The sequence below is a fragment of the Caulobacter segnis genome (assembly GCF_031454995.1).
Taxonomy (GTDB): domain Bacteria; phylum Pseudomonadota; class Alphaproteobacteria; order Caulobacterales; family Caulobacteraceae; genus Caulobacter; species Caulobacter segnis_E.
The window spans coordinates 154,471-171,301 of record NZ_JAVDRV010000001.1; the positions used below are offsets into that span (position 1 = coordinate 154,471).

Consider the following 16,831-nt stretch of genomic DNA (forward strand, 5'->3'; position numbering starts at 1 on the left):
CTGATGCTCTCCTTACGATCGCCGCATGAATTCCTTCATCCGTGGTCGCGCCAAACTCTCGGTTCTCATGGGCGGACTTCTCGTGCCGTTCAATCGTGCCCTCGGCAACATCGTGCGATATTGTCGGCCGCTAGCGTTCCACAATGACGACGAGCACTACGACTTGTCGATGGCAGGCTCGGCGTTCCTGGTTCGGGTGTTGGGCAAGAACTACCTCTTTGCGACGCAGCACCAGCGTGGCGATGTCGGCGGACAACGTGACGCGTCCCAAATCGTGATCTTGGTCGCCGAGGGTGATCACCATGTGGGCGTCGCGCCAAACGAGTTGATCTCCGTCTGGCGCTCAAACAGCTCAGGCCGAACCTGTGACGACCTGATGGTTCTGCGCTACGACGATGTCCGCGAAGGACGCGACCTGACACCCCACTTCTTTCCCTTGCCCTTCGCGGCGCTGCTCGAAGCGGGCGAGCTGCCGTCTGAGTGCGAGGTAATCGCCCATGGCTTGATCGGCTTTCCGAGCCGCTTCACGGAGTACGACGTCAGCTGGGACGACGACGCCGACGCTCCTGGCCCCACGAGCGTGAAGTCAAAATGGAGCCGCTACTACCTGGCGCCGGCGGCGCGGACGGCCTGGGACGAAGACGACTTGACGCCCTACGTCTTGGAACCCTCAAGCCACCCTGGGGACATAGAACCTGATGGTCTGAGCGGCTCGCCGGTTTTGATGATCTACCGTGACGCCAACGGACAGGCCCAGTTCGCCTTCGCCGGCATCGCGCTGAAGGCCAACGCCAAGGGACGGTTCAACGTCTTTGGCGCCGCGCGTATCCGGGCGCTCTTCGACCAAGGCCTCGGCGAGGGGAGCTTTTAGATGGGTGGGACTGATGGTTGGCGTGAATATCAGGAGGACGCCGCCGAACTTTTTCGGGCGATGGGCTTCACCGCAACGGTTGAGGCCGACATTTCCGGCGCTCGCGCTCGCCATAAGGTGGACGTCGCCGCTCGGTTGACGATTGCCGGTGTCACGGTCCTTTGGATCGTCGAGTGCAAGCACTGGAAGTCCGCGGTCCGTAAAGAACAGGTGATGACCCTGGCGCAGATCGCCCAGGACGTCGGCGCCGATCGGGCATTTCTACTCTCCGAGAGCGGCTTTCAGTCGGGCGCGATCGCAGCCTCACGCCACTCCAACATCACTTTGAGCAGTTTGGGCGATTTGTCCGAAGCCGCGACGGACGCAATCAGCGCCCGTCGCCTAAGCGCCTTGCTCGGCGCGAAGGCCTCGCTGGAAAGAAGGCTGCGCAACCATCTGTATGACGATCAGGGCCGCTTTCCATCAGTCCTGGCCGTAGAGATGGATGAGGTCACCGATTTGCTCGGCGCCTGTTTCGCGGTGGGCATGGCGATCAACCAAGCGCTCGTCGACGAGTTTCCAGTTGTCGTCAGCAATATCCTGGACGACGGACCGGACGCCAGATTCTCCAAATCATCGGACTTGGTCGCGCACTTGGAGGCGCAGATCGGAGAGATTACGCTTCGAACGAACGCGATCGACGAAGCTGCGCCAGTCCAAAGAGACAGCCTGCTCGCCACTGCGGATCAGCTCGTCAGCGAGGTTGATGAACTTGTTCGTCTGACGGGGCTAGCGATCGATTTGAGTAATGACGAGGGCCGCTGTGCAGCGACACAGGGCCTTGGCCTCGCATCGATGCGAAAGATCGGCGACCTGGCCGAGATCGGCAGGCACCGGTTCAAGCACGATCTCCGCCATCAGCACTGGGCATTGATGGCCTTACTAGTCGACGGCGTCTATCTGGCGCTCGCCATGCCCCAGGCCCATGCGGAAGGTTGGACGAACCTTGCCGCCCGGACCAACGACCAGGCAAGCGCACTGGTCGCCGCCGTCAACGCTGTACGAAATGGCGAAGCGCCGTGATCTCCCACCTAGGTCGGGAGTCACGAGCCGAGTTGAACCGCACCAACGGCGAGAAATCTTGTCGCCGGAAAGCCGAGATCCTCAACCAGGTTTTGACCCAGGAAGCCTAGCGGGCAGCTCTTAAGGTCGAGCCATGCCGCGCACAGGCAGAGCGTCGCGATCAGACACCCCGCGTCTCGCATGACGAGGCTTTCGGGATGGGTGTAGGCCGCGCCGACCTTGTCCAGGTCGGCGACAAGACGGATCGTACATCCCTGGCTTCGACCCAGAACCTGCAAGACCTCAAGATCGTTTCTCTGGGGAATATCGCCCGCGGGCAGCATATGAAAGCTGTGCGTGAGGGGGTCATAGAGCGCTACCGTTCGTGCGGCGCAGTCGATAGCGACCAAACGGATCGGGTGCAGACCGCCCGCCGACGGCGCGGCCCGATGCTGGGTGGGAATAGCGGCGCGGCCCAGACCTAGCGGCGTGGCCGACCCGACATGCCACAACAGGTCGGAGACCCGCTCGAAACTGAGGGCTCCACCGACTCCTGAGCGGCGCTCGTAAAGGACGTCGGCGAATGGCGTGCTTGGGCTTGACGCGGGCGGCGCCGTCGCCTCGATCCGCAGCGAGGGTGGCCAGTATTCCTGCCAGGCCAGAGGCGGGACCCGCGGACGAGGCTCGTCAGTGGGGATCCCAGCCAAGCGCGCTCCAGGTCTTGTAGTGCTTGTTGCAACCGCGGCATCGGCCGCAGGCGAAGTTGCCGGTATGGCAGGAATGCGCCCAGCCTAAGATCTCCCGGCCGATGCCCGAAGCTTTGACCAGTTCAACAGCGTCCAGGGCGATGGCCGGCGCGGACACTGTCAGTCCCCCTTCCTGCATCGCCATTAGGTCGCTAATGCGCTCGATGAATTCGGCGCGGCCGTCCGCGTGTTCGCCGTCCGTGCGCAGAGCGCCGATCTGAAGCTCAGACACTCCGAGCTTGATCGCCGCCATTCCCGCTAGGGTCAGGATCAATTGGTTGCGAAAGGGCCACCACTCGGGCACCGGCGCAACGGCGGCGGCCGGTGCCTCGGCCATGTCTCCAGAACCTAAACTCGAACAGTCGACGACATAGCTTTCGTGCCTGATGTTCATCGCCGCACACGCCGCCAAGCCAGCCGCCTTTTCGGCTTCCGCTGCGCGTTGTCCGTAGTCGATGAAGATCGCGACCTCGGGCCGACGCCAGTACGCCAAGCTAATGGAATCCATCCCGCCGGACATCAGCAGGCCCTTCATGCCGGGAGTTTCCAGATGGCTCGGTAGGCGGCCGAGACGAAGTCGTCGCTGATATCGCAACCTGTGCCCGCGAACATCTTGAGATCCTCCTCTTTGATGTTCTGGGCGAGTGCCACGACGGGGATGCCCTTCTTAATTGCGTAGCCGACCTCGAAGATCGTGCCTGGATCCATGCCGTTGAGGATGGCGAACACCACGTCCGAACGTTCCAGGCCGGCGATATCTTCTGGCGCGACAATGCTCGCGGGTCCTGGCCCGACCTCGTGCACCGGCGAAAACACCTCGGCCCCGAGATTTTTCAGCGTCGCTCGGGCCTCATCGACCAACCAGCGCTGCCCCAAATCGAAGAACGGTCCCGCGAGATAGATCAGGCCGGAGCCCGGCGTAAGCGGGGCGAATGAAGAGGCGCGTAGGGCGTCGATCTGCGGTACGGGCAATGAACGGCTCGAGCAATAGGCCGCCGTCGCCCGCGATGCGAGGTCGGCGGCTTCAACATGCCCCAACCCCCGGGCTCCCCAAAGGGCGGCGAACGTGGCGGAAAAGACATCGCCAGAGCCCAGCTTGAAGACGCGCTCGGTCCTATAGAGCGGGACCTGACTATGCCCGTGTTGATCGACGACCATCGCGCCCTTGCCGCCCATCTTCAGAACGACGACCTCGGCGCCTTCGCGGCTCCGGATCGCTTTAGCGGCTTCAAAGGGTTCGTTTTCGCCCGTGAGGGCGTGCGCTTCAGCCCTGTTGAGCACAATGGCCAGACGCCTCGCCTGGGAGCCGTTCGCACCGAAAAACTGAGGCCCATAGGCTGACTGCGGATCGTAGACCGCAACGTCAGCATCGACGATCGCGTCGCCCTCGAGCATGCCGTATCGCAGCACGACGTCGCCCTCGACCCGTATGGGAGGGTTCTGTGCGATTTTCGACGGCACGGGTTGTATCGCCGGACGGGCCAGCGGATGGATATAGTCGAACGAGACATACTCGTTGGCCGCCACGGCCTTCAGTTCGGCGCCAGCGGTGTCGGCAAGGTACTTCGCGGCACCCGCCAGGGTCTCCGGCACATAGGCGACGAGCGTGAGCTTGCCTTCGGTCAGGGATCTGATCGCGTGGATCGCCCGCCCGGCCGAGCCATAGACAGCGTCCCAGAGTGGTTGGACGCATCGCTCAAGATAGACTCCGCCAACGACTGTCACGTCCGTCATAAGGCAGGATCAACCCGGACTTCGTAGACGCCTCCGGTGATGCTAACGAGCGTCGCTTTGTATTTGATGTCGCGCTCGATCATGCAGGCGATGATGTCGAGATAACCGTGAAACGTCAGCGACCCCGCGTCGACGCCAGGCGGCGCCGTAACGATCAAGACCGGCGAGGCATTGGAGCGATCGACCCTGACACCAAGGACCTGCCCGACTAACAGTGGGGCTAGGACCGCAGCTTTGGGGCTATTGATCGGTCCGCGCCACGTTCGAAGGCAGTCGTCGCGATCCTTTATCCCACCGTCGCCATCGTTCCTGACGGAGTCGTTTCCTGACATTCACCGGCGCCCCACTGGAGAAGTGGTAAACGCTCGCCGAAACAATCTTGAGTGTCAATGAGACTGGCGAGCATTCGTCTCCCCAATCTGCGCATCGTTCCCCACATCACCGCATCGAGAACTGAGGCCCGCACGCCGCCAACTTCACAAAATTCGAGGAAGCGGCGCTCAAGATCCATGTAGCTCCTGGCGAGATTAGCGCCGCGAGGAAATACGCCCATGTGCTCGCAGGCGCGGATGATGTGAACATCGAGAATGGCGACGCGGTCACTGGCGCGACGGTTTCTTACGATCCAAGAGGCGGTCTTGGGACCGATGCCCGGCAAGTCGCGCAGGGCGTCACGAAGCGCCAGATCGTCCAGCTCCTCATCCACGAGATGCCGAAGCCCTTCCAGGGCCCCGGTGAGATACTTCGCGCGCTGGCGCGCAAACCGGTAGTGGATCAGCTTGCCGTTCACCCAAAGCGGCTCAAGGAGCATTGTCTCGATCCGATCACGGCCGAGCACGCCATCAGCCTTTTCGGCAAGCGCATCCAGTACACGCTTCGACGCCGCCAGCCCCACTTCCGCCGGCGCGCCATGGCCGCCGAGCAGGCAATACACCACCTCTTCTCTAAGGGTCGGCGCCAGCTCGAATGACAGGTCGCCACCATCGTCCTGCAGCCAGGCCTGAGAAACCCAGAACGCCGGCGTCAGGGCGTGCTCGAACGATCCCCACCGGACACCCGGCATAAGGGCGACGGCCGGATCCGGCAGGTCCAGAAACCGGTACTTCCCGTGGCTTCCGCCGATCACCCGTTGCATGAGCAAATATCTCTATGTATTACATGATAAATTATGCATTTTTAACACCGGCCGTCAATGACTCCGAAGGACCTGATTGCGCAAGTTTCCGAACGTATGGACCGCGATCATGTCAGCCAACTTGTGTTGGCCGAGATGTGCGGCCTTTCGCAACCACACATCAGTAGAGTATTGTCTTTAAAGATAAATCCTGGACGAAAAACTCGACTTAAGCTGGAGGCATGGCTGGCCGCAACAGCAGCTGAGCGCGTCAGAGATCCGTCCGGGCAGATGGAATATCTCGCCCGACGCCTTGCTGACGCGTCACCTAAGAAGGCTATGCAAATTATGCAATTGCTGAGAGCGGTCGAGGACGTTCTGAGGAACTAGCTCTCGCCGATCGAAACGCCTCTCGGACAGGCCCCTCAGCTTGCGCCGCCCCGCCGACATCGTTGGATTTAGCCATGTTGTTCGCCGCAGCGCTCACCGCCATCATCGCGTGCAACGCCCTCGCCGTTCATGACGGCGACACCCTGTGCTGCGGTTCCGAGCGTGTGCGCCTTTTCGGCGTTGATGCGCCGGAGGTTAGTCGCGGTAACGCATCCGCCGAGCCGCTGGCCCATGAAGCGCGCGACGAACTGATCCGTCTCACACGCGGACGCGTCGGCTGCCGCTTCGTGGATCGCGACCGATACGGAAGGTTCGTGGGAAGGTGTTGGTCCGACGCTAGCCCCGACATCAACGCCGCCCTGATCCGGTCGGGACTGGCGACGGAGTATCGGCGCTACAGCAAGGGCGCCTATGCCGCAGCGGAGGATGAGGCGCAAAGCGCCGGCCGTGGAGCCTGGTCGAGAGCGATCAAATCAGGTCCCGATGAATCGAGGTAATGTACTCGAACGGAGAGTTGGAGGCCTTGGCCTCCTTCAAGCCAAGACCAACGCCAAGGGACCCGAAACGGGCGGCCGCCGCGACAAAGCCGCCTGTGAGAATAGCGGTCGCCAACGGAAGATGCGCCTGCAGCGCCACATTCGCTGCCGCACACCGATTTGTTAGCGGTGGACGAAATGCGGTCGTGGGCGGGTACGAGGGATATCGGCGACACGTTGATGGTGTCGCGACCCATTCAAGAGAAATATCCGCGATCGGACGCAAGTTTTCCGTTTGACCGTCCCCGGAATTCACCGAACATAACCCTTGGGTTCCTTGATGCTTTTGCTGAGGAAGCCGTTGTGACTGACCCCCGAAAACCCAAGGCCCCCAACAAGCTTCGATCGGACAGCGATAGGCTGACGGCGACCATCTGGCCACCGAAGGTCGAGGGAACGGGGCATGGGGTGAGGTTCGCGTTCTGGCTTGCGCTGGTGCTTTGCGCTCTCACCCTCGCCAATGTTTTGATTTTTGCCCTTCGCGGCTAGCGAACAGCGGTAGCTTAGGTGGGTGATTCAGCTCCGCTGAAGCGGACCAATGGTTCACGTTGCCAAAGATATTGACGTTCACCGTGTTCGGATGCGCTGGCAGATCGCCGCCAATAGATCGAGCGTGATCGCCTTGTTCACTGTGTCGTAACGAAGTTGCCGGACCGCGTAAGCGTACCCGGCCGCGAGCACTGCCAAGTCGGTGCCCGCCACGTCGTAGGCCCAGTCGCGGCACGCTCGGGCGAAGGCCGGAAAGGGATGCCGTGCGTAATAGTCGTCTGGGTCTGGCCAGGAAGACAGGGCCGGCGCGATTTTAGCTGAGAGACCAAGCTTTACCGCGTCGGGATGGAAGGCCGCGCTGAGCTCCAGCGTCACGGGATCGATGCACGAAGGGCCGTAGCCAACGTCGCCAAAATCAATCAGCACCGGCTGGTTACCGGGGTCCAAAAGAATGTTTGTACCGTGAAGATCGCCATGCAAACAGCTTTCGACGTACTGCAGGGCATTGGCCTCGATATCATCGAGGTTCAGGCCGTTGTCGGATACCACTTGTGCGAAGGTCTCGTCCCACAGTGTGCGTCTGCGGGCGTCGGCGATAGTCGCCCGGCGCATGGTCCTGGCGTTGATCCAGATCCCCATGCGCTCGCGCACGATGGCGAGCGCCCGTACGGCCGCAGCCTCGTCCTCAGCAAGAAGGTCAAATAGCGACCGGGCATAGCCTTCCGCCAGCGTGTAGAAGATCGCCGCTGCCCCGCAGGCCCCCTTATCCACCGTATCGGTAATTGGCGGGAAGAAGCCGATCGGTAGGCGCTTGGCATCCCTGTCGAACGCGGCGATTTCCGCCTGAATCTCGCCCAGTGAGCCGAGTTTGGCGACGGTCGCATGGAGCACCTGATCGGCGTCGTTCCGAAGTGTCGCCCTAACGACGCTAGCGCGGGAGAGACCGCCACTAAGGGGGACGACCTCGGCGATGCTCGCGCCCATCCGCCGGGCCGCAACACGAATGCATCGCTCGGCTCCCGGCGAGAGGCCAAGGTGTTTGCCACGCGTGTTGATGGTGACCGCGTTCACAGCGGTGACTTCTCGGGCGACATCCTCGACCTCGGTGAACAACCGGTCGGCGTTCTCCTTTTCGAAGTAGTCGAGAGTGTTTTTCTTGGCCCGCGCGCCCCAAAGATCAACCTGCTCACCGTGCCGGACCAGGCCCTTGATAAAGTCGTCCATCTCCGATCCCGTAAGTATGAAGATGGGGATGCCAGGGCATCTCTTGATGGCCTCGTAGAAAACTGCTTGGCCATGCTCGGGAGCGATGTCGAGATCGCCCTCATTTGCCGGGATCGTTAGATCCAGGATGAGAAGATCGTAAAATTCCCTGGTCAACGCCTCCAAAGCAAGCGCTTTGCTCCGGAATAGGTCTACGCGCTCGACACCGGTGATGTCGGCGAGCATGCCGGCCATGGAGGGGCCGAAGCTGAGATGATCCTCAACGAACAGGATCTTCATTGTCTCTGAACCAGCGGATTTCGAAATGAGCGCCGTCCTCGTCGTTCTTCAGAACAATGTCGCCCTGCATGGAAAGCATGGCCTGGTGGGCGAGCGCGAGACCATAGCCGACGTGACCGCTCTTGCTCGTTGCGCCGAGCTTGAGAGCAGCGGCGGGGTCGCCTCGGAAACCTGGGCCATTGTCCTTGATGACCACGAAGTTGTCGCTTTGCGTCGCGCCCCAGGTGATCACGATCCGGGCTGGAGTGCTGTCGGCGTAAGGCTTGACCGCTTCAAGCGCGTTCCGTAGCCCATTGCCGATGGCTAGAGTCAACTGGTCCTTATCGGCCGACACGATCAATCGCGAAGGACCAGCAGTCTGGATCAGAACACCGTCGGGATTGGGTGCTGCCGCGATAACTGCGCCAATCAGTTCGGCGATCTGAAAGTCCTTGTAGCTCGGGACGGCGTTGGCGCGCTTGAGCGCCCGGATGGCCGTCATCAGGCTGTGGAGTTGGTCGAGATAGACCCTCGACTGCGAGGCCTTGAAGGCTTCGTTCAGCTCTTTGGGCAAGACCACTCGTAGCAAGCCCACGACCGGCGCCAGTTCGTGAATAAGGCTGTCGGCGACTTCCTCGGCGGCTTTGGCGTAGATCTGCTGGGCGTCGAGGCCTTCAAGTGTCTCTGCGGCAGGCCGGTCAGTGGGCGCAACAGGGCCCGGTGGCTGATCGGCACGTGTCACGGCCGATTGCAGGGCTCGTTTGATCCAGGGAACGGTTTCTTTCCTTAGAGCCGCCTTGAGCCTTGTGCCATCCTCCGCATTAGCTTCGAATGAAAAGAAGCGCGCCGCCCGCAGGCGGACCTCGGTGGCGTCCGAACTGAGTGCTGCGATGGCCTCGTCACGCGTCATAGGAGGTGGTTGTCGTAGAACTTGGCGCGCTCGCGGAAGGCATCGATGCCCCCTTCCATCAACGAAGTAATCGCCTCCACTGCCGCTTCGTCGTCAAGCGGCTTGCAGACTTCAACCGAACCATTCCGGCCATCCGATGTCAGTTGCACGACCAATTTTGCGTCGCCTAGGACCGGAATGTTGGCGTTGTGCGTCGAAACGATCAGCTGCGAGTGCGGCGACCGCGCGCGCATCGCTTTGATGAGGCTGTCGGTGATGAAAGCGTTGTCGATGTGGTCTTCAGGCTGATCGATGATCAGGACCCGCTCGTCGTGCTGCAGTACGATGGGCAAGATGACAGTGCAACGCTGACCCGCCGATAGTGTAGCGATGTCCTTGTATTCGGCACCGTCAAGCAGGCGCAGCCGGCAGTTATCTTCAATGGCGCAGGTGACGATGTCACCAAGACCAATTTCTTGCAGGACGCCAAGCGCACGGGCGGCGCGATCGCGTGGTAGGCCGGTGGCTTGGGCAAGCTCGGCGAAAGCCTGATCTTCCACAAACCGCACCAGTTCGCGCGGGCTGACCGCCTCGGTGATTGCGGTCGCCAGGTCGTTGTACTTCAAGCCGCTGCCGCGAAAGGCCTCCGTCAACGCGCGAGTATATTCACCATACTGGCCGAACTTCTCGACGGTCACGCCGATGCGCGGCCCCAAGGCGTTGTTCAGTTTTTCGGCGACAGCGACACGGGCGCGGAAGCGTCGATCACGCACCGCCTCCAGATCGTTCAAGAGGTCGTCGCGGCGCCTACGTTGCGTCGCTAGGCGCGCGCGCCTGTCGGCGATTACCTTCTCAACCGCTTCGAGTTGGGCGATCTTGGCCCGCGTCGTCGAAAGTTGCCGGGTGATCGCACCGGCGCCCTCGACGAGCTTGTCCACTTCGCCGCGCAGTGCGCGCGCCTCCGTCTCAAGGGCTTGGCGCCCTGACGCTACTACGGCGCACTCGGCCTCCACGCGCTGTGACAACGCTTTGAACTTGGCACTGGCCGACCTGACATCGGCTAGTGCGGCGTCATATCCCGTTCGAAAGGCTCCGATGGGATCGGTGGTGCCTTCCCCTTCCCAGGGCTCAGGCCCGAAGTCCTCGTCCAGATAATCGTCCAAGGCGGCGGACCAATCGTTGAGCTGCTGCTTGAAGCGCTCGAGCGCGTCGGAGCGGACCGCGATCCGGGTGAGGTCAGTCGAAAGGGTCTCCAGGCGCTGGGATTTCTCCGCCGTTGCCGCCGATGTCGTGCTGACCTCGGCCGCACGCGCCTCCAGGGTGACTATCTGGGCTCGCAGGCTGGGCAACTCCTCCAGGCCTGTGGAGGTTCGGGCGATCTCGCCTTCCAGATTGGCGATCTCGCGGTAGAGCGACTTGATCGAATTGGCCAGTTCGGCTTCCTGGGCCCGCAGTTTGGAACGGTCCTTGACGAACCCGTCCAGCAGGCTCAGGCGCCCGGCCTCGCTGAGACCGATCGTCTCGATCTCTTTTTGCGAGAAGATGATCGGTGGCTGAAAGGTCTGGGTGGCGCGAGGCTCGGGGTCATCCGCGGCGCGCGACACGACGACGTCCTCGATGATGTCATCGAGCGTCACGGTGATCTCGCCGCCGTCCAGCGTGTGTTTGGCGTGCTCGATCGATTCCGCTCCGGCCTCGCTGGTGTGATTACGCGCGCCTAGACAAAAGCGGATCGCCTCGATCAGGGAGGTTTTGCCGGTGCCACGCGCCCCGATCACGGCCACGAGCCCTGGCGGCAAGCGAAGGTCGAGGCCGCTCAGGAAGCCTTCTTCGATTTGGATTCGGTTGATATGCACGGCGCCAGCTTATCTCGGCTTTGCCTACAAGCAAAAGTTCAGACATTGTTTTCGGGTGCCACCCGCGATTTGAATGAACGCGGCACGCCCTAAAGCGGCCCCTCCTAAGGTCGGAGAAGAGTCACGAACGGTCCAAGACAAAGCGTCAGCGATCGTCACCCGCATGGGCCGAGACCGCCGCGCGGGCTCGGCGGTGTCCGGCGCAGCCGGCACCGTAGAGCGCGATCGCGCGCGACAGCGCGCGAGACGCCCAGCTAAGCCCTAATCACAAACTCTAGGGTCGCCTTACCAAATCCGTTTCGGCGACGGAAAGCGCGACAGCCAGTCGCTCCAGAACACGCAGGCTGATGTTCCGCTTTCCGTTTTCAATGCCCGAGAGGTAGGTGGCGTGGATATCGGCGCGGTAAGCGAGCTCGTCCTGCGGGAGGCCTTTCGCCTCCCGCAGGAGGCGAATATTCGCTCCTACGACCACTCGGAGATCCATACTCCGAAGGCGCACGATCCCCCGGCGACACGGAATAGACTATGAGTAAAGTTGAGAAAAAGCCGAGGCAAACAATTCAGCGAACGACCTAGCGACGAATTACAAGATCCGTCTCGGGGACGCGTAGCGCTGCCGCCAGCCGCTCAAGCACTCTTATGCTGATATTTCTCTTCCCGTTTTCAACGCCAGACAAATAGGTCACGTGGATATCTGCTAGGTGAGCCAATTCGTCCTGCGGAAGGCCTCTCGCCTCTCGCAGGGCGCGAACGTTCGCTCCCACCACCGCCAGAAAATCCATGGCAGGAAAGCGCCCGGTCAGCGCTGGACTGTGAATAGACTATGAGTAAAGTGAAGGAATATCGTCGTGCGCTTGCGACGCCTCTCGCGGGCACGGTTCACCCCGGATTCCCCCGCATCACCTGGCCTGGAATGCGGCTCATGCCCCCGCTCGACACCAAACGCCCCGCCCCCACCGCTCATCGCGGAGACGCCGCGCGGGCCTCCGCGCGCGAAGCAGACCCAAGCGTCCCGCCGCCCCCCGCCCCGCCCCTGGCCGAGGCCTATCTCGTTCACCGTGACTGGCTGACCAGGGCGCTGGCCTGGCGCTATGGGCCCGAGGAGGCCGACGACATCGCCCAGGACACTTGGCTGAAGGTGCATGGCTACGCCCCACCGGGGCCCGTGCGCAGCGCCAAGGCGCTCTTGATGCGCATCGCCCGCAGCGTGGCGGCCAACCGCTCACGCAAGACCGGCCGCGAAAGCGCCACCGATCCGCGCGCGCCGCTGCTCGACCCCGCCGCGCCGGGCGAACAGGAGCAGGCGGTGGCTTTCGAGCAGATGATGCTCGCCTTACCGCCAAAGTTGCGCGATGTTTTTGCCCTGAACCATGTCAGAGGCCTGACCTACCGGGAGATCGCGCAACTGCGCGGGATTTCGGTCAAGGCGGTGGAAAAGCGGATGACCCAGGCGATCGCGCGCTGCGCCGAGATGATGCGGGGCTGACGGCCGCGCCATGAGCGAGCAGCAAGCCCAGGCCGGCGACGGCGGGACGGCGGAGGCCAAGGCCGCGCGCGCCGCGCGCGAGGCGGCGCGGTGGTATGGCCGCCTCAATAGCGGCAATCCCAGCTACCAGGACGTTGATGCCTTCTTCGCCTGGCGGGCCGAGACGCTGAACGACGTGGCCTATACCCGCATCGAGAGCCTGACGACGACGGCGCGGGCCCTGGCCGATGATCCAAGGCTGCAGGCGATCGCGCGGGCGGCCGCGCGGCGGCCGCGCGAGACCAGGGGCTGGCGCGGCGCGCTGACGCGCCGGCGCGGCCAGGTCCTTGGCGGCCTGGTCACGGCCGGCGTTCTGGCCGGCGCGTTCCTGATCCTTCAACCGCTAGGCCGGACATATGACACGGCGGTGGGCGAACGTCGGGCGATCAGCCTGGAGGACGGCTCGACCATCGAGCTCAACACCGACAGCCGGGTGCGGGTGCGCCTGACAAGGGGCGAGCGTCGCCTTTGGCTGGAGAAGGGCCAGGCGATGTTCGCCGTGGCCCATGACCAGGGCCGCCCGTTCATTGTCACGGCCGGAAAGACGGCGGTGCGGGCCCTGGGCACGCGGTTCGAGGTCTGGCGGACGGATCAGGCCGTGCGGGTGATCCTGGCCGAGGGCAAGGTCGAGGTCAGCGGCCCCGCCCCGCAAGCCGCGCCGGTCACCCTGACGCCGGGTCAGCGCCTGGAAGTGCGCCCAAACCGCCCCGCCAAGCCCGCCCCAGTCGATGTTGCGGCCGCCACGGGCTGGACGCGGGGCCGAGTGACGTTCCGCGACGTGCCCCTGGCCGACGCGGTGGCCGAGGTCAACCGCTACAGCCGCCGCCCGGTGGTGCTGGGCCCTGGCGCGCCGGCCGATGAGCGGGTCACCGGGGTCTTCGACACCGGCGACACCCAGTCCTTCGTCAACGGCGTCACGACAATGCTCGACCTCAAGAGCACGCCGCGCCCCGACGGCGGCGTCGAGCTGACCGCGGGCTGATCGGGCGCGCCGCCCACAGATCGTCACAAAAATTTCGCAAGGCTGGTAGGGTCGAAGGCCTTCCCAGGTGTCTCACCCGCGCCATGCCCGGCAGCGACCGCCAAGACGGCGGCCCCGAGGCGTGATGGGGGATCAGGAAATGCGTGTCAGTCCACGCCGTCGCTTGCTGGGTTTGAGCACACTGGCGCTGGCCGCCGGGGCCGCGCCCGCCGCCCTGGCCGCGCCCAAACCCGCGACCACCGCCGAGATCCATTTGCCGCCGGGCCCGCTCGACGCCGCGTTGCTGACCCTGGCCAAGCAGACCGGCGTGTCGATCGTCTTCACCAGCCAGATGGTCGATGGCCGGCAGGCGCGGGCGGTGGATGGACGCATGACGCCGCAGCAGGCGGTCACCCAGCTGATCGCCGGCACGGACCTGGAGATGCGCTTGGCCGGCGAGCGGGTGCTGGTGCTGCGCCCGCGCGACGCGGTTTTTCGGACGGCGACGTCCCCGGACGCCGCCGGGAGCGCCGCCGCTGATCCAGGCGAGGTCAAAGCCCAAGACGCTATTCCCACGGCGCAGGAACCGACGGTGGTGGCCGAGATCGTGGTCGGCAGCCACATCCGGGGCGTCAAGGACACCGCCTCGCCGGTGGTGGAGCTCAGCCGCGAGGACATCGACCGGGGCGGCTACGCCAGCGTGGCCGAGGCTCTGACCGCCCTGCCGCAGGCGTTTGGCGGCACGGTCAGCGAGGACAGCGTCTCGACCGGCGCTGATCCCAACGGGACCAACATCACGCGCGGCACGGGCGTTGATCTGCGGGGCCTTGGCGCCGACGCCACCCTGGTGCTGGTCAATGGCCGCCGTATGGCCGGGGCTGGCGTCTATGGCGACTTCTCCGACATCTCCTCGATCCCGTTCGTGGCCGTGGGCAAGGTCAATGTCCTGCTCGACGGCGCCTCGGCGCTCTATGGGGCAGACGCGGTGGGCGGGGTTGTCGACATCCGTCTGCGGAACAATCTCGACGGCGGCGAAACGCGGGTGTCGGCCGGGACCGCGACGCAAGGCGGCTATAGCCGCTACCTGGCCAGCCAGGCCCTGGGCCGCGCATGGCCCGGCGGTCACCTGTTGGCGGCCTATGAGTACACCCGCAACGACGCCCTGCGCGGCGCCGACCGCCCCTACACCGGCGACGCCGACCTGCGCCCCTGGGGTGGGAGCGACCGGCGCAGCGCGGTGGCCGGCGCGCCCGGCAACATCCTGCGGCTCAACGCGGCGGGCGCCTATGTGGCGACCTACGCCATTCCCGCCGGCCAGGACGGCACGAGCCTGAAGGCTGGCGACTTCACGGCCGGGACGGTCAACCGCACAAACCAGAAGGCCGCCTACGACGTCATTCCGCGCTCGACCCGCCACAGCGCGGTGATCGCCGCCGAGCAGGCGCTGGGCGCGGTGACGCTGAGCGGCGACTTGCGCTTCGCCCATCGCGAGATCGACGCCCGCAACGCCGCTCCAACCACCACGCTCGTCCTGACCGCGGCCAACCCCTACTTCGTCTCGCCGACAGGCCAGAGCGCCGAGCGCATCGCCTACGCGTTCCAGAACGAAGCCCCCGGCGTGCGCAACTGGGGCGAGGCCGAAAGCCTGGGCTTGAGCCTCGGCGCCAAGGCGCGGCTCGGGGCGGGGTGGAACGCCGACCTGCACGGCGCCTACGCCCAGGAGCTGGGGATCAGCCGCAGCGCCGGCCAGATCAACAGCACCAACCTCTCCGAGGCGGCGGGTCTTGCCGCCGACAGCCCGCTAACCGGCTTCAGCGCCGCGCGCGACGGCTATTTCAATCCCTATATCGGCCAAGGGTCCAACAAGGCCGCCGTGCTGGGCTTCATCCTGTCGGGCTGGGACCTTTCCAAGGTCCGCGGTCAGAGCAAGGCCGTGGACCTTGGCTTCGATGGCCCGCTGCTGCGCCTGCCCGGCGGTCTTGCGCGCCTGGCGATCGGCGGCCAGCTACGGCGCGAGGAACTGCGCACGGGCGGGGCGCGGTTCCTGTCGGGCTATGCGCCGACCGCCAAGGCCCCGGCGCGCTACAGCCGCGACGTACGCAGCGCCTATGCCGAACTCAACGCGCCGCTGGTCGGCCCAGGCAACGCCCTGCCGGCGATCGAGCGGCTGGAGCTGTCGCTGGCCGGACGGATTGAAGACTATGACGATGTCGGCGCCACCACCAACCCCAAGGTCGGGCTGATCTGGGTCCCGCGCCAGGGCCTAACGGTCAAGGCCAGCTATGGGACCTCGTTCCGGGCGCCGGCGCTGTCGGAACTCAACATCCCCTACACGATCACGCCGATCGCGGTCTCCGCCCAGGGCGGCCAGGTCCCGAGCCTCGTCTACCAGGGCGGCAATCCAAGCCTGCGTCCCGAGACCGCGCGATCATGGACGGCCGGCGTCACCGTCTCCCCCGACAGCGTCCCGGATCTGACCTTGAGCCTCTTTGTCTACCGCACCCGCTTCAAGGACCGGGTCGGCTCGCCGGTGGTGCTGTCCCAGGCCCTGACCTCGACGGAGTTCGCGCCGTTCCGCACCCTGCTCAGCCCCGCGACCAACCCGAGCGACCGGGCCAAGGTGCTGGCGGCGATGGCCGATCCCCACGCCGTGGGCCTTACGGCCTACGCGGTCGACACCTACGGGGCGATCATCGACCTGCGCTATGTCAACACCGGCAGCCTCGATGTGGCGGGACTGGACGCGAGCGCCGCCTGGAAGACCACCGTCAAGGGCGATCCCCTGGCGCTGAACGCCAGCCTCTCGTGGCTGACCCGCTACGCCCGCAAGCTGACGCCCGCCTCGGCCAAGACCCAGCTAGCCGGCCAAGCCGGCTATCCCGCTGACCTGCGGGCCCGCGTGTCAGCGACCTGGACCCACGGCCCGGCCTCGCTGACCACATCGCTCATCCATGTCGGCGATCTCAGCGCCGAGACCGGCGCGCGCATCGCGCCCTGGACCACCTTCGACCTGCAGGGCCGCTGGCAGGGCAAGGTGCTGGGCGCCCAGGGCCTGACCCTGACGCTCAATGTGCAGAACCTTTTCGACAAGGCTCCGCCGTTCTACGACAACCCGTTGGCGATCGGCTACGACCCCGCCAACGCCGACCCGCTCGGCCGCCTGGTTAGCCTGCAACTGACCAAGACCTGGTAGCCCA

The 16,831-nt window shown here is 64.4% G+C and carries 15 protein-coding genes; 6 read left to right on the plus strand and 9 right to left on the minus strand.

Annotated features, from left to right (window positions below; translation table 11 throughout):
- The first annotated feature begins 25 nt into the window (after nt 1-25).
- A complete protein-coding gene (locus J2728_RS00780) occupies nt 26-871 on the plus strand; it encodes a hypothetical protein (RefSeq protein WP_309995181.1) in 846 nt (281 codons plus the stop codon).
- Nucleotides 872-1,933, plus strand: a complete 1,062-nt coding sequence (locus J2728_RS00785) for a restriction endonuclease (protein WP_309995183.1) — start codon at nt 872-874, stop codon at nt 1,931-1,933.
- Between the two features lie 20 nt (nt 1,934-1,953).
- Here the strand turns inward: J2728_RS00785 and J2728_RS00790 are convergent, their stop codons facing one another.
- The 4 genes from J2728_RS00790 to J2728_RS00805 all read right to left on the minus strand — a co-directional run bounded on the left by J2728_RS00790 (nt 1,954) and on the right by J2728_RS00805 (nt 5,527).
- A complete protein-coding gene (locus tag J2728_RS00790) occupies nt 1,954-2,619 on the minus strand; it encodes a nitroreductase family protein (protein ID WP_309995186.1) in 666 nt (221 codons plus the stop codon).
- Nucleotides 2,600-3,193 carry a 7-cyano-7-deazaguanine synthase gene (locus tag J2728_RS00795; protein ID WP_309995187.1) on the minus strand — a complete coding sequence of 198 codons (594 nt, stop codon included), beginning with the start codon at nt 3,191-3,193 and terminating at the stop codon, nt 2,600-2,602. Before J2728_RS00795 ends, J2728_RS00790 begins: the two co-directional genes overlap by 20 nt.
- Complete coding sequence (locus J2728_RS00800; RefSeq protein WP_309995189.1) at nt 3,190-4,392, minus strand: PfkB family carbohydrate kinase; 1,203 nt, start codon at nt 4,390-4,392, stop codon at nt 3,190-3,192. Before J2728_RS00800 ends, J2728_RS00795 begins: the two co-directional genes overlap by 4 nt.
- 286 nt (nt 4,393-4,678) lie before the next feature.
- Nucleotides 4,679-5,527, minus strand: a complete 849-nt coding sequence (locus J2728_RS00805) for an endonuclease III domain-containing protein (protein WP_309995192.1) — start codon at nt 5,525-5,527, stop codon at nt 4,679-4,681.
- A gap of 443 nt (nt 5,528-5,970) precedes the next feature.
- Between J2728_RS00805 and J2728_RS00810 the strand changes: the two genes are divergently transcribed.
- Nucleotides 5,971-6,393: a thermonuclease family protein gene (locus tag J2728_RS00810; RefSeq protein WP_309995194.1), complete on the plus strand. Its 423-nt coding sequence runs from the start codon at nt 5,971-5,973 to the stop codon at nt 6,391-6,393.
- A gap of 606 nt (nt 6,394-6,999) precedes the next feature.
- On the opposite strand, the gene J2728_RS00815 is transcribed toward J2728_RS00810, so the two are convergent.
- The 5 genes from J2728_RS00815 to J2728_RS00835 all read right to left on the minus strand — a co-directional run bounded on the left by J2728_RS00815 (nt 7,000) and on the right by J2728_RS00835 (nt 11,930).
- Nucleotides 7,000-8,424, minus strand: coding sequence for a phosphotransferase (locus J2728_RS00815; protein WP_309995195.1), 1,425 nt, complete (start codon nt 8,422-8,424; stop codon nt 7,000-7,002).
- Nucleotides 8,405-9,313, minus strand: a complete 909-nt coding sequence (locus tag J2728_RS00820; RefSeq protein WP_309995197.1) for an ATP-binding protein — start codon at nt 9,311-9,313, stop codon at nt 8,405-8,407. The genes J2728_RS00815 and J2728_RS00820 overlap by 20 nt, the downstream gene beginning before the upstream one ends.
- Nucleotides 9,310-11,148, minus strand: coding sequence for an AAA family ATPase (locus J2728_RS00825; RefSeq protein ID WP_309995199.1), 1,839 nt, complete (start codon nt 11,146-11,148; stop codon nt 9,310-9,312). Before J2728_RS00825 ends, J2728_RS00820 begins: the two co-directional genes overlap by 4 nt.
- A gap of 274 nt (nt 11,149-11,422) precedes the next feature.
- Complete coding sequence (locus tag J2728_RS00830; RefSeq protein ID WP_309995201.1) at nt 11,423-11,647, minus strand: helix-turn-helix domain-containing protein; 225 nt, start codon at nt 11,645-11,647, stop codon at nt 11,423-11,425.
- Nucleotides 11,648-11,720: 73 nt separating this feature from the next.
- A complete protein-coding gene (locus J2728_RS00835; RefSeq protein ID WP_309995203.1) occupies nt 11,721-11,930 on the minus strand; it encodes a helix-turn-helix domain-containing protein in 210 nt (69 codons plus the stop codon).
- 41 nt (nt 11,931-11,971) lie between these two features.
- On the opposite strand from J2728_RS00835, the gene J2728_RS00840 reads away from it, so the two are divergent.
- The 3 genes from J2728_RS00840 (at nt 11,972) to J2728_RS00850 (ending at nt 16,827) form a co-directional block, all read left to right on the plus strand.
- Complete coding sequence (locus J2728_RS00840) at nt 11,972-12,634, plus strand: RNA polymerase sigma factor (RefSeq protein ID WP_309995205.1); 663 nt, start codon at nt 11,972-11,974, stop codon at nt 12,632-12,634.
- A gap of 10 nt (nt 12,635-12,644) precedes the next feature.
- The gene (locus J2728_RS00845) at nt 12,645-13,655 is read left to right on the plus strand and encodes a FecR family protein (protein ID WP_309995207.1); all 1,011 of its coding nucleotides are present in this window, start codon (nt 12,645-12,647) and stop codon (nt 13,653-13,655) included.
- A gap of 139 nt (nt 13,656-13,794) precedes the next feature.
- Nucleotides 13,795-16,827: a TonB-dependent receptor gene (locus tag J2728_RS00850; RefSeq protein ID WP_309995209.1), complete on the plus strand. Its 3,033-nt coding sequence runs from the start codon at nt 13,795-13,797 to the stop codon at nt 16,825-16,827.
- The last annotated feature ends 4 nt before the right edge of the window (nt 16,828-16,831 follow it).

What these genes read in the sequence shown, in the direction of transcription:
- J2728_RS00780 (WP_309995181.1), top strand. Translation starts at nt 26, where the DNA reads ATGAATTCCTTCATCCGTGGTCGCGCCAAACTCTCGGTTCTCATGGGC.
- J2728_RS00785 (WP_309995183.1), top strand. Translation starts at nt 872, where the DNA reads ATGGGTGGGACTGATGGTTGGCGTGAATATCAGGAGGACGCCGCCGAA.
- J2728_RS00795 (WP_309995187.1), bottom strand. Translation starts at nt 3,193, where the DNA reads ATGAAGGGCCTGCTGATGTCCGGCGGGATGGATTCCATTAGCTTGGCG.
- J2728_RS00800 (WP_309995189.1), bottom strand. Translation starts at nt 4,392, where the DNA reads ATGACGGACGTGACAGTCGTTGGCGGAGTCTATCTTGAGCGATGCGTC.
- J2728_RS00805 (WP_309995192.1), bottom strand. Translation starts at nt 5,527, where the DNA reads ATGCAACGGGTGATCGGCGGAAGCCACGGGAAGTACCGGTTTCTGGAC.
- J2728_RS00810 (WP_309995194.1), top strand. Translation starts at nt 5,971, where the DNA reads ATGTTGTTCGCCGCAGCGCTCACCGCCATCATCGCGTGCAACGCCCTC.
- J2728_RS00815 (WP_309995195.1), bottom strand. Translation starts at nt 8,424, where the DNA reads ATGAAGATCCTGTTCGTTGAGGATCATCTCAGCTTCGGCCCCTCCATG.
- J2728_RS00820 (WP_309995197.1), bottom strand. Translation starts at nt 9,313, where the DNA reads ATGACGCGTGACGAGGCCATCGCAGCACTCAGTTCGGACGCCACCGAG.
- J2728_RS00835 (WP_309995203.1), bottom strand. Translation starts at nt 11,930, where the DNA reads ATGGATTTTCTGGCGGTGGTGGGAGCGAACGTTCGCGCCCTGCGAGAG.
- J2728_RS00840 (WP_309995205.1), top strand. Translation starts at nt 11,972, where the DNA reads ATGAGTAAAGTGAAGGAATATCGTCGTGCGCTTGCGACGCCTCTCGCG.
- J2728_RS00845 (WP_309995207.1), top strand. Translation starts at nt 12,645, where the DNA reads ATGAGCGAGCAGCAAGCCCAGGCCGGCGACGGCGGGACGGCGGAGGCC.
- J2728_RS00850 (WP_309995209.1), top strand. Translation starts at nt 13,795, where the DNA reads ATGCGTGTCAGTCCACGCCGTCGCTTGCTGGGTTTGAGCACACTGGCG.